Origin of the sequence: Pedobacter sp. GSP4 (assembly GCF_051857575.1) — a bacterium.
Lineage (GTDB): Bacteria > Bacteroidota > Bacteroidia > Sphingobacteriales > Sphingobacteriaceae > Pedobacter.
The window spans coordinates 60,523-72,697 of sequence record NZ_JBPZIR010000004.1; the positions used below are offsets into that span (position 1 = coordinate 60,523).

At 45.1% G+C, this 12,175-nt stretch carries 15 protein-coding genes; 6 read left to right on the forward strand and 9 right to left on the reverse strand.

Annotated elements, in window-relative coordinates; all coding sequences use genetic code 11:
* Positions 1-3: 3 nt before the first annotated feature.
* The 6 genes from ACS5PU_RS11130 (at position 4) to ACS5PU_RS11155 (ending at position 5,837) form a co-directional block, all read left to right on the forward strand.
* Entirely contained in the window at positions 4-3,225 is a 3,222-nt protein-coding gene (locus ACS5PU_RS11130) for an efflux RND transporter permease subunit (RefSeq protein ID WP_056095306.1), read from the forward strand.
* 12 nt (positions 3,226-3,237) lie between these two features.
* On the forward strand, positions 3,238-4,317 hold the full coding sequence (locus ACS5PU_RS11135) for an efflux RND transporter periplasmic adaptor subunit (protein WP_056095304.1): 1,080 nt from the start codon (positions 3,238-3,240) through the stop codon (positions 4,315-4,317).
* A 68-nt stretch (positions 4,318-4,385) separates the two neighbouring features.
* On the forward strand, positions 4,386-4,616 hold the full coding sequence (locus tag ACS5PU_RS11140; RefSeq protein WP_056095301.1) for a hypothetical protein: 231 nt from the start codon (positions 4,386-4,388) through the stop codon (positions 4,614-4,616).
* On the forward strand, positions 4,613-5,179 hold the full coding sequence (locus ACS5PU_RS11145) for a hypothetical protein (RefSeq protein ID WP_056095298.1): 567 nt from the start codon (positions 4,613-4,615) through the stop codon (positions 5,177-5,179). Before ACS5PU_RS11140 ends, ACS5PU_RS11145 begins: the two co-directional genes overlap by 4 nt.
* A 31-nt stretch (positions 5,180-5,210) precedes the next feature.
* Positions 5,211-5,393 carry a hypothetical protein gene (locus ACS5PU_RS11150; protein WP_056095295.1) on the forward strand — a complete coding sequence of 61 codons (183 nt, stop codon included), beginning with the start codon at positions 5,211-5,213 and terminating at the stop codon, positions 5,391-5,393.
* Positions 5,394-5,480: 87 nt separating this feature from the next.
* Positions 5,481-5,837, forward strand: a complete 357-nt coding sequence (locus ACS5PU_RS11155; RefSeq protein ID WP_439459341.1) for a response regulator — start codon at positions 5,481-5,483, stop codon at positions 5,835-5,837.
* Between the two features lie 73 nt (positions 5,838-5,910).
* Here the strand turns inward: ACS5PU_RS11155 and ACS5PU_RS11160 are convergent, their stop codons facing one another.
* The 9 genes from ACS5PU_RS11160 to ACS5PU_RS11200 all read right to left on the reverse strand — a co-directional run bounded on the left by ACS5PU_RS11160 (position 5,911) and on the right by ACS5PU_RS11200 (position 12,169).
* Positions 5,911-6,300 carry a YidH family protein gene (locus ACS5PU_RS11160; RefSeq protein WP_056095288.1) on the reverse strand — a complete coding sequence of 130 codons (390 nt, stop codon included), beginning with the start codon at positions 6,298-6,300 and terminating at the stop codon, positions 5,911-5,913.
* Positions 6,301-6,640: 340 nt separating this feature from the next.
* Entirely contained in the window at positions 6,641-7,096 is a 456-nt protein-coding gene (locus ACS5PU_RS11165; RefSeq protein ID WP_056095285.1) for a DsrE family protein, read from the reverse strand.
* Between the two features lie 4 nt (positions 7,097-7,100).
* Positions 7,101-8,180 (reverse strand): c-type cytochrome, encoded by a 1,080-nt coding sequence (locus tag ACS5PU_RS11170; protein WP_199562757.1) that lies wholly within the window; start codon positions 8,178-8,180, stop codon positions 7,101-7,103.
* 12 nt (positions 8,181-8,192) lie between these two features.
* Complete coding sequence (locus tag ACS5PU_RS11175; RefSeq protein WP_056095282.1) at positions 8,193-9,533, reverse strand: MBL fold metallo-hydrolase; 1,341 nt, start codon at positions 9,531-9,533, stop codon at positions 8,193-8,195.
* 122 nt (positions 9,534-9,655) lie between these two features.
* A complete protein-coding gene (locus ACS5PU_RS11180; protein WP_146202964.1) occupies positions 9,656-9,937 on the reverse strand; it encodes a hypothetical protein in 282 nt (93 codons plus the stop codon).
* A gap of 110 nt (positions 9,938-10,047) precedes the next feature.
* Positions 10,048-10,461 carry a DUF6691 family protein gene (locus tag ACS5PU_RS11185; RefSeq protein ID WP_056095276.1) on the reverse strand — a complete coding sequence of 138 codons (414 nt, stop codon included), beginning with the start codon at positions 10,459-10,461 and terminating at the stop codon, positions 10,048-10,050.
* A gap of 11 nt (positions 10,462-10,472) precedes the next feature.
* Complete coding sequence (locus ACS5PU_RS11190; protein WP_056095272.1) at positions 10,473-11,030, reverse strand: YeeE/YedE family protein; 558 nt, start codon at positions 11,028-11,030, stop codon at positions 10,473-10,475.
* 163 nt (positions 11,031-11,193) lie between these two features.
* Entirely contained in the window at positions 11,194-11,532 is a 339-nt protein-coding gene (locus tag ACS5PU_RS11195; RefSeq protein WP_197413310.1) for a rhodanese-like domain-containing protein, read from the reverse strand.
* Positions 11,533-11,548: 16 nt separating this feature from the next.
* On the reverse strand, positions 11,549-12,169 hold the full coding sequence (locus tag ACS5PU_RS11200; protein WP_056095270.1) for a class I SAM-dependent methyltransferase: 621 nt from the start codon (positions 12,167-12,169) through the stop codon (positions 11,549-11,551).
* Positions 12,170-12,175 lie beyond the last annotated feature (6 nt).

Genomic DNA, 12,175 nt, shown 5'->3' on the forward strand with positions numbered 1-12,175 from the left:
GATATGTCAATGGTTACCTCGGCCCTGAAAAAGCCGATTACAACAGTGGTGATCACCGCGAGTTTACTGCTCTTTGCAGTTCTCAGTGCGCTGAAGATCCCAATAGATATTTTCCCCCAGCTTAATTCGCCGACAATATATGTTATTGAATCCTACGGAGGTATGTCTCCACAACAGATGGAGGGCTTCTTCTCCACTCGTCTACAGGATCAGTTTCTTTATGTTAATGGCGTTAAGAATATTACCGCCAAAAACATTCAGGGTTTGACGATGCTAAAGCTGAGTTTTTATGAAAGCACCAATATGGCAGAGGCTTCTGCCCAAGTTGCCTTGCAGGTTAACCGGGCCATGAAGTTCTTCCCTCCAGGCGCTTTGCCTCCGCAGGTGGTCCGCTTTGATGCCTCTTCACTGCCAGTAGGCCAGCTTGTACTCTCGGCCAAATCCCGCAGTCTGAAAGAAATCTATGATATGGCGGCAACGCGTATCAGGCCCATGTTTTCCTCTGTCGCAGGGCTTTCAGCGCCACCGCCATTCGGTGCCAATTCCCGCTCGATTACCATTAGTGTAGATCCGAGCAAATTAAGGAGTTATAATCTGACTCCGGACGAGGTGGTAGGGGCTTTATCCAAGTTCAATGTCATGTCTCCTTCGGGAAATCTAAGGTTGGACAATACCATGATGGTGACCTCTATGAACTCCCTGGTTAAAACGGTCGATGAATTCAACAACATTCCAATAGCTACAAAAAACGGCGTTTCAATATTGGTAAGGGATGTGGCAAGGGTTGCCGATGCAGCGGATGTTACCGTGGATTATGCATTGATCAACGGGAAACGGTCTGTGTATATTCCTGTGGTCAAAACAGCAGACGCCTCGACTTGGTCAGTGGTAAAGTCCTTAAAGGCCAAAATCCCCGAAATGCAGAGCCTCTTGCCGGACGATGTCCACATCTCTTATGAATTTGACCAGTCTGTTGCCGTTATCAACTCGGTAAAAAGCCTGATCACTGAAGGTGGTCTTGGTGCACTATTAACGGGCCTAATGGTGTTGCTATTCCTGCGTGATCTGCGAAGCAGTCTTATCGTGGTGATCACCATTCCGGTATCGATTTTAATTGGGGTGCTTTTACTAGGCATGTTCGGTCAGACCATAAATATCATGACCTTGAGCGGTCTGGCACTTGCAATAGGGATCCTGGTCGATCAGGCAACGGTGACGATCGAAAATATCCATCAGCACCTGGAAATGGGCAAGCCCAAACGCGAAGCCATTTACGATGCCTGTGAAGAAATCGCATTCCCGCTGCTGCTCATCCTGCTGTGTATTCTGGCCGTATTTGCACCATCTTTTATGATGAACGGTATACCAAAGGCGATGTTTTTGCCACTATCCCTTTCGATTGGCTTCACCATGGTTGTCTCTTTCATCGTGGCCCAGACCTTAGTTCCCATTCTATCCAACTGGATGATAAACGAAGAACGTTACCAGCACTATGACCATGGTAAGATCCATGCTCATGCAGGAGAGGCCCTGGACGAGAGGCAAGGAGAGCAGGTAGAAAAGCATCTGCAAAATGAAAAGGATGAACCGGAAAAAAATGATTTCTTTGAAAGGGTGAAGGTGCGGTTTATGGCAATCATCCAGCGGTGGATGCCGATGAAAAAAGGTATTGTCGGGATTTATTTAGTTCTGGTCATTTCTCTTGCAGGACTGGGATTTGTTTTTATTGGAAAGGATATGATGCCAAAGCTCAACAACGGACAGTTCCAGATACGCATCAAAGCGCCGGACGGTACCAGATTAGAGCGCACCGAGGAGAAATTTAAGCAGGTACTTTCCATTATCAATCAGACAGTAGATAACCATATCGCAGTTAGTTCGGGATACGTTGGGCTTATTCCGAGTAGTTACGGAACAAGTAACTTATATATCTTCAATACCGGTACCCATGAGGCTGTGCTTCAGGTGAACCTTGATGAAGATTATAAGGTAAATATGGATGAGCTGAAAGATGCGCTGAGAAAGAACATCGCTTATAAACTTCCTGACCTACGTATCACCTTTGAGCCGATTGACATGACCGAAAAGATTATGAGCCAAGGCGCTGCAACTCCTATTGAGATCAGAGTAGCAGGAAAAGATATGGACCAGATCGAGTCTTACGCTAATAAGGTGCTCTCTAAACTTAAAAAAATAGATTACCTCCGTGATATCCAGATTGCTCAACCCCTGCACATTCCCGTGGTTTCTATTACCCTTGATAGATTAAAGGCGGCGCAGTTTGGGCTGAACGTGGTTGATATCGCAAGGTCAGTTACTGCAAGTACCTCATCCAGCCGATTTACTGAGAAGAACCAATGGCTCGATGAAAAAACCGCCTATACCTACCAGGTACAGGTACAGGTTCCAGAGTATGTCATGAATACAATGGATGAGCTCAAAGAAATTCCTTTGGTTAAAGGGCAGAGCAGTCCGGTACTGGGCGACATCGCTACTTTCAATACCAGTTACCTTCCAGGAGAATATGACCGCTCCGGGCCAAGACGCTTTCTGACCGTGAGCGCAAACATTTATAAAAAGGATCTTGGAACGGCAACTGCTGATGTAGAAAAGGCACTAAAGTCCGTAGGCACGCCTCCTAAGGGACTAACTGCTGAAGTGAAAGGTATGTCGAGCCTGTTGACTGAAACACTATCTTCTCTTCAGGGCGGACTTGCTTTTGCGATATTGGTGATCTTCCTGCTGCTTGCGGCCAATTACCAGTCTTTCAAGCTTTCGCTGACGGTTCTTTCGACCGTTCCTGCTGTAATCCTTGGGTCGCTTACCGCATTATTGCTTACAGGTTCTACGCTTAACCTGCAGAGCTACATGGGGATGATCATGTCCACCGGGGTGTCAGTGGCCAATGCGATACTTATCGTGACCAACGCCGAAAAACTCAGGCTGGATTACAAGGATTCTACCCGGGCGGCAGTGGTGAGTGCCGGGATTCGTTTAAGGCCGATCCTGATGACCAGTTTTGCGATGATAGCCGGGATGATCCCGATGGCCTCTGGGTTGGGCGAATCCGGTGAACAGACCGCGCCGCTCGGCAGGGCTGTTATTGGTGGGCTATTCTTTTCAACCCTTGCCGCGCTCTTCATCCTTCCGCAGGTTTTCGCTTGGGTACAGAAAAAAAGCAGCTTAAAAGAACCAAACCTAATGCCTAGAAAAACAAGAATTTAAAAGATAAACAACATGAAAACCAGATTCATTCCCATCATAATAATTATAAGTACTCTGGCCGCGTGTGGCGGAAACCAGAAGCCCGTGAACATCAGTCCCGAAAAAAACGGCAAGGAAGCCAAATATGAAACCACAAAGGTCGAAGAAGAGGCCCTTTCCAGTTTTACCCGCATTCCCGGGGTGCTCAAGCCTTTCAACCAGGTGAACATTTTTCCCAAGGCCAATGGTTTTGTGAAAGCAATACTGGTCGATTTGGGTTCTAAGGTGACCAAAGGCCAGCTGCTGATGACCCTGGAAGCACCGGAACTCGAATCACAATTGCAATCGGCAAATTCCCGTTACCTGCAGGCACGGGAGACCGCATCGGCGAGCAGTGAGAAATACAGACGTCTGAAAGAAGCAGCAAAAGAGGAAGGTTCGGTATCTCCGCTAGAACTTGATAATGCGCTTTCCAGGATGAAAGGAGATAAGGCCATAGCTGAGGCTGAGCGGTCAAATGTATCCTCCGTACGTACCATGCAGGACTACTTGAAAGTATATGCGCCTTTTGACGGGGTGATCGTTGACAGGAATGTATCACCGGGAGCACTGGTGTCGGCGGGCAAATCTTCGGACCTACCCATGCTGGTATTGCAGGACCTGACCCACATGAGGCTTGAAGTTTCTATACCTGAGGATTATGTAGACAAAGTGGACCTAAGCCAGATGGTCAAGTTCCGCTTCAATGCGCTGCCGGGGGAACAGCGCCAGGCCAAGATCAGCCGGTCTGCAAATTCACTGGGCAACATGCGCCAGGAAATCGTCGAGGTTGACGTGGCCAATAAAGATAACAGGTTGAAGGCCGGCATGTATGCCGAGGTTGAAATCCCGCTTAAATCCGGTGCGACTTCGCTTCTTGTGCCTAATTCTGCTATCGTGCGTTCTACAGAACGGAAGTACGTAGTGGAAATTGCAAATGGTAAAGCCAAGCTCGTTGACATTAAGGAAGGGATGAAGGGAACAGAGATGACCGAGATTTTTGGTTCCATCAAAGCCGGGACAGAGATTATTTCGCCCGCGAACGATGAGATCAAAAGCGGTCAGACGCTATAAAACATTGCCGGGCGGATATTAGCCGCCCGGCAAATCTTTTTATTAGTCAGATAAGAAAAAAGGAAAATATGAAAGATTTAGAATTTAACCATGAGTTTGAAATCGGGGGAAAACACATTTGCATAGATGTCCCAAAGAAAAGATGCAACCAGGTCTACATCGAGGGAGAGCTGGTTGGGACGGTTTGGGAATGTAAAAAACAAGGGGTAATATCCTTTGTATCAAGAGATTTTAAGCTTGCCCCTTACCTGGAAAGCATTGCGGCCGAGTTAAACATTTTTTACAGGACCTCCCTATGAGTGCCTATGCCGGATGGACATTTCAACCTTTTCTGATCTGTTTCCTGTTATTAATGACTGTAAAGGTAAAGGCGCAAGATCAAACTGCCGTCCCCAAGATATCGGTAGGCTTTGTCATGGGCTTTCCGACCGGTAAGACGGCTAAAACTTATGTCAACGGATATGGGGCATCAACAAAGGTGGAATTCAAGGTTTCGGAGCACCTCAACCTAACCGGATCTGCGGGCTATATGACTTTCCGCTACAGGGATGAGGTAAAAAAACGTCTCGATTATTTAGGAGAGCCAACAAGCATGAATGGTGTTGTTCCAATTAAAGTCGGAGCAAAATATTACTTTGAAGGTATCTATTACGCTGCCCTTGAGCTTGGTGCAGCAAATACTCTTGGAGACCGGCTGAATACCTCTTTTGCCTACGGACCGACTTTGGGTGCCAGCATTCCAATTTCGAAGCATTATAGTGCAGATCTCGGCCTTCGTTATGAGGGTTGGAAAAGCAGCGGAGGGCAGGTTTCCTTTTTTGGACTTCGTTTGGCTCTGGCAATTTCAGGAACTAAAAAATAATAGGCAAAATATTTAACCTAAAATTTAAATTATGACAGAGAAAAATATTTCACAACCATTTGAAACTTTTGACCATAATAAATCCTCAGCAAAGGGTGGAGATAACGCATATCACCCCGCAAACCAAGATAGAGAGGTTTTATTGCGTTACCTGCTGGAGCGGTTGAACCTGGAAACCGGCCATCTCAATGAGAAGCGAAAATTGAGGAAGTAGGGGCCTTTTTAGACCTTTAAAAAACATTCGTAGGAATGGCAAATCAGATTTATTATAACCAGGGGCAACCCACAATATGCATGACAAATGGAAAAGATGATATATCTTTTGGAAAATGATGAGGGTATAACCGAAGTATTACAGCTTCTTTTTAACAGTGAGGGGTACGGGGTTTCCGCGTTTTCTTCGGTAAGCTCGTTTATGGCAGGGCTAAGTGATCATGCTGCAGATCTTTTTCTGCTGGATGTTATGCTCCCCGATGGAAACGGCATTGAAGTCTGCAGTTACCTGAAGTCCTTAGAGAAAACCCGGAATGTTCCGATTATCATGATGAGTGCTCATGCGGACCGTTATGACATTAGAAGGGGCTGCGCTGCAGAGAATTTTATTAAAAAGCCTTTCGATATTCACGACCTGCTGCGTTTGGTAGCGAAACATATTTGACCGGTGATAAAGTACGGGTTCTCTCAAGTTTGGTATTCGTGCTCACAATCAGTGTTTCCATGTCAGAGATCCGCTAAGTCGTTCTTACAAGATATATCAACAAAAGCATGCTTGAAATGAAAATAACCACGGTAAGGACTTTGATGAGTGTAGAGGAATGGTAATAACTGCCTTGATTAATAAGTGTATGAGTTTTTTGATAGCGCATAAATGCCAGGATGATGGTCAGTGCGCCTACCCCGACAAGAAGTATTCCTATCCTCTGTGAGTTGCCGGTTTGGTGTACGACGGCTTTGGCCCCAAGAGCGAGAGTGATCTGCTTGATAAAAAGTGAAAACTTTACCACCACAAAACCAAAGCCCATAATTCCTATGCTAGTTCTTATCCAGGCAAGAAAAGTCCGTTCGTTGGCCAGATGGTCACCAGTGTTTGATTTAGGAATGGCTTGTTCTTCTTTTTCCATTATTGATAATATTGGTTGACGGATCACCGCATGCCTGATTAACAAAATTTTATCAATGCTGTTTGGGCGAGTACTGTTTTAATTATGTAGCTTTTCGATAAATTCCCTAGCATTTTTAAATGCGTTACTCCGCACAGCACATACGATGATAGACAATTTTGTCGAACCTTTTGAATTTTAGTGTTGCCGGCATAAGCCATTGATATTTAAACATGACAATAATTTTCGGCGTTTGCGGCCCCGGGTGAAATGGATCCGGCACAACTGATCCTAATCTTTGCATCGTATCGAAATACCAATTTGCACCTTTTAAAGATTCACTGCCGTTTTGGTTTTTACATTAGGGATGAACGATTACCCATCCTTCCGCCGAACGGATGATGATCTCTCCGTTGCCGCTTGGCACATAGCTGATGAAATCGAAGAGATCTGACTTATCGATTTTCCGCTCGCGAACGGTATTCTCGCACTGCGCAAGAATTACGCCCTTTGACTTTAGCAAATTAAGCTGCTCAAGGAACTTTCCATCCTTGCGATAAACCGCCACGCCATCCCCGAAGGCGATAAGCTCAACCTCCAGTTTTCCCTTCAATCTTGGATCCTCCAAAGCATTGTTGATGTTCCTGAGTGTTCCCGAAATATGTTTTTCCTCGGCACTGTTAAGTACATATAGCGCTTTATATGATTTCTTTTTTGCAACAGCACCCGTAAACGGTTTTTTTGTCTCCTGTGCAGATACATTGGTGGTGATGACCATCATGATGACAAGCTGGAGTAAGATCAGTAATTTTTTCATGTTTCTATTTTTTCTGTTTTATAGGTGCGTGCTGTTCAGCCATGTCAATAAAGGGACCATATTTATGCTGCTTTTCGCTAAAGTGATCTGCATATGGCCCGAAGGGATAATCTATTGGCTTTGTGTACAGGTTTTTATAGTCGTTTTTGGAATCCAGGTGCGGTCTGGGCTGCGCATTCACAAATGCAGCTACGTCCCAGGCTTCCGCATCCGTTAAGTTCGGATCTTTGTAGGTGGCGCCATAAGGCATGTTGTTTTTGACAAATCCTGCAAAATTTCCAAGCCTGAACATTCCTGCACCATCGTTATAGCTGTCCCTGCCCCAAAGGGGAGGGTACATATATCCTTTTCCATCAGGTGAGGCAACGCCTTTGCCCGTTTCTCCATGACAGCTGCTGCATTTGGAGGCATATACCATTTTCCCCTTCAGGGGATCTGCAGGCACATCCAGATATGGGATTTTTTTTACCGAATTATCCGCAATGGAATGTGCGGCATCCTGTTTTTTTCCAACCCATTTTAAATAGGCCAACATGGCGACCATTTCCCTGGAATTTCTTCCCGGAGCTTTGCCGTTCATGCTTCGCTCGAAGCACTCATTAATCCGTTCAAAGGCTTCTTCCTTTCTACCGCTTCTTGCGCTCATTTTTGGAAAACCTGCATAAAAGATGGAGAAATTATTCGCAAAGGGCCTGGTTCCTGCATCCAAGTGGCAGTTCTGACAATTCATACCATTAGTCAGCTTTCCTACGATACCCTGCGGCCCTAAATAGTATGCCGTACGGACAATCAAATCCCGGCCATACCTGATCAGATCCGCATCAGCTTTGCCCTGAAGCTGCATCGTATCAGGCGCCTTCCAATATTCGGGTTTAGCAACACGGCGCTCTAAAGGTTTTATTTGATTCTTTTGAATGGATGGATTAGGCTTATCCGCATAGAAACTTTTTGGAAGATGAAATCCGCTGAGTGCTAAAACAAGAGAAAACATGATCACAACGAATAGAAATGACGTCCATACGAGATATTTTCCAAACCGGGCAAATACCTGCAGTTTATCCTCGTTGTTTCTTTCTGTTTTCACACTTTTAAAATATTAATTCTGAAAATCCTTAATGGCCTCACCAATATCAAGCACCTTTTGCTTGCCATCAATAACGGATGCAATCAGTGAGCTTGCAGCCGCACTTCTGTATCCACCGGCGCAGTGTACTGCTACGGGTTGCTCCAGCGGAATTTCGTTTACCCTTTCCCTTAAATTTCCCAGTGGAATATTTATGCTGTTCTCAAAAATACTGTTTTCCATACGCTCTGTCTTGTTCCTCACATCCACAATGGTATATCCATTTTGGTTCTCTTTAAAATTTTGGATATCGATAATCTCATCCGGGACAGTTTCTACTGCGTTTATAAAACCGCCGGCAAGCTGCGTTTCATACCCGATGGATGCGGTCCTCGCGATAAGACTATGCAATGTAGCAAGATTTTCTGCCATAAGATAATAAGGCTCTTCAGGCTTCACAATGCTGCCCAGCCAGGTTTCAAATTTGTTTCCATCCATGATATTTACAGCGCCTTCTATATGTCCCTTCTTAAAAACATCTTCCCTTCGCGTATCGATAATTAGGGCATTTGGTTTTAAGTTTTCACCGGATTCCATGATCTGAACCGCACTTACCGAATCTTCAAACGGTGCTGCGCCTTTCTTGTTCAAGGCCACATCAAAAGGGAAGTAAAATGGAATGAATGGCTGGTTTTCATTTAATGCGCTCACAAAATCGGCCTCAGTCATTTCCTGCAGTGACCAGTTACTTCTTTTTTCAGCACCAATGGTACTGCTATTGGCCTCGCTCAACGCTTTTCCGCAGAGCGTACCTGCCCCGTGTGCCGGATACAGAATCACTTCATCTGAGAGTTTCATCAGTTTGTCCCTTAATGAATGGTACATTTGGGCGGCAAGGAAATTGCGTTCCGCCATTGAATCACCTCCGCTTTCCCTTAAATCCGGCCTTCCGCAGTCACCGATAAAAAGGGTATCTCCGGAAAATAGCGCTTTTTGTTTCCCATCGTGTTCGAGCAAAATACTGATACTATCCGGAGAGTGCCCCGGGGTGTTGATTGCCCTTAAGGTGATCTTTCCCAGGGTTATCGTCTGGTCTTCATCAAATGGGGAAAACAGGTAGGACGGCGTATTGAGTTTGCTGCAATATATTGTTGCGCCGGTCTTATGATGGATTTCAAGATGAGCACTCACAAAATCCGCATGCGGGTGCGTCTCGATAACACCAACTATTTTGGCCTGGTGTTTTTCGGCAAAATGGTAATATGCAGACGGATCCCTGGAGGGATCGATCAATATGATTTCATTCCGGCATTCGCTCAGTACCGCATAGCTGTAATGGGAGAGGTGCTTGTCTTCAAATTGTTCTATTTTCATGTGTTTTTATTTTTGATTAATGTGTTTAACGGTATGATTCCTGCCTTTGCCAGGTTTACATCAAATTTACCCTTTAGCGGTTCTTCGCACTGTAACTTTTGTCACAGCGCCCCAAAATCTTCTCAGCAGTTTCTGCCTGCACTTTCATCATATTTGATCGGAGAGAGGACATGGAGCAAAAGGGTTCTGGCATAGCGGTAGTTGAAGGTGAACAGTAGGATGACCGGCGAAATAGTGGTTGCGATGATTGCCCACTGCTCTTCTTCGCCAAAGATCATGAATGCCGGAATGCCCGCATTGACAAGTTCTGCGACAATGAAAACATAGCTCACATACATCGCTCCGATAAAGAAGCCCGGCTCTATCTCATAGTTCAGGTTGCAGCAGGCAAATTTTTTATTCATCTGATCATATTTCCAATGGAACATGGAATGGGTATATAATTTTCCCTTTCGGCACCTGGGACATCTATGGTCTATTATAGCCCTTAGTTTGCTCATCAGATTCTATTTTATTAATGAGGGAGCTTGCTTTTCATCGCTCCGTATAGATAGGTGCCCAGGAGCGCACCAAGGATGACCACCGCCATACCGGCATATCCGCTCCCAAGGTTGACGAACATGGGGCCGGGACAGGCGCCGGTGAGTGCCCAGCCCAGGCCGAAAATGGTGCCGCCTAGTAGGTATTTTATATAGGCCTTGTCCTTATCGTGGAAGACAATCGGATTTCCGGCCAGATCCTTGGCTTTGAATTTTTTGATCAGCCATACTGCAATTACGCCAAGTACAACGGCCGTACCAATAATTCCATACATATGGAAAGACTGGAAACGGAACATTTCCTGGATCCTGTACCAGGAAACAGCCTCAGACTTGGTCATGATGATTCCGAAAAGTGTTCCTGCAAGAATATATTTTATGAATTTCATTTTTTTTAGATTTAAAAGATAAAAGGCATGATGAGGAAAGTCATGATCAGGCCACCAACAAAGAAACCGATTACGGCTACTAGTGATGGTACTTGCAGATTCGAAAGCCCGGATATGGCGTGACCAGAAGTACAACCGCCTGCATAACGAGATCCAAAACCGACTAATAAACCACCGATGAGTAAAATAGCCAGCGTTTTTAAATCTTTCATTGCTTCCAGTGAAAACAGGCCGGTTGGATTTAACCCACCATCGAACTTAATGCCCAATTGATTTAAATCGGAGATTGTGGCGGATGATAATTTTACGGGAGATGGACTGCTAAGGTAATTTGTAGCAACAAATCCACCTATTACCGAGCCGATAAGGAACATGAGGTTCCAGGTCTGGTCTTTCCATTTAAAATCAAAAAATTTTACTTTCCTGCCTGCTCCGGCTATGCTGCACATCGTTCGCAGGTTTGATGAAAAGCCAAAGGACTTTCCGAAAAAAAGTAGGATGAGCATAATGAGTACGATCATGCTGCCCGAGAAATACCAAGGCCAGGGTTGTTTAATAAAATCAATCATGTTTTTTTAAATGAAATGTTAATATGGGTGTTTTTGTTGTTGTTAAAAGGTAATGCCTGTGGCGGTTTGAGCAAGTAAGTGCTGAATCATTTTAGCAAACTGCCATCCCGAAGAAATCCGGCCGGCAGCGTTGAATAGATCAATATTTCTTGAATATATTTCTTCATTTTGGCCAGGTACCGATACCTCCAACCAGGTTGAATGCTTCCACCCCAAGTTTTCTCATCTCCGATACCGCTGAGGAGGAACGCTTTCCACTTCTGCAATAGAGGAAATACCGCTTGGCCTTATCCAGCTTTGCAAGTTCTAAAGAAAAGGCAGAACCCAGGAAATCGATATATATGGCTGAAGGAAGCGCGCCTGGGGCATATTCAGGCTTTGTCCTTACATCTAAGAGGACTGCGTCACTGCTTTTTGTAAATTCGTTTTTGAAGTGGTAGCCATCGAGGTTGTACGCACCTTTTGAAAAAAAACTGCTGATCATTTGAAGTAGTTTATTCATTGTATTTATTCGTTTCTTATTGCTCTGTATTTTTTTTAAAGCTGCAGAACAGAAAATCCTGCGTGCTTTGCATTGGGGTAGTGTGCTCTTGCGGCCTGCACTCTATTTCGGTAAACCCTTCTCTAAATATCTCGCGCAGCGTTCTTTCACTGTATCTTGAAACGGGCAGGCCACTGCATTTTTCTGGTCCGGTGAGCGAAAAAGTCGCCATGACCAAGTATTCTCCGGTAAACTGACCTGCCGTGTTTGCATAACTATGGATTTCCTCTGATGAATGAAGGAAATGAAAAGTGGCCCGGTCATGCCAGACTGCATAACTTCTTTGCGGCACAAAATCCCTGATGTCTGTCTCGATCCAGTGTATCCTGCCAGACAGTTCTCCAAGCCTTGCCTTTGCCTTTTCCAATGCCCGGGAAGATATATCCACTACGGTAATATCGCTGTAGCCTTCCTGAAGCAAAAAATCCACAAGCAGACTGTCTCCCCCGCCAATATCGATTATCGGAGCAGATTTATCCAGATTGAACCCCGTTATCATCTCCATTGAAACTGTGGGGTAGACCTGCGTCCAGCTGACCTGGTCAGGACTTTTTTCTAAATACACCTTTTCCCAGTGCGATTTTTTCTCATTTTTCATATCCCT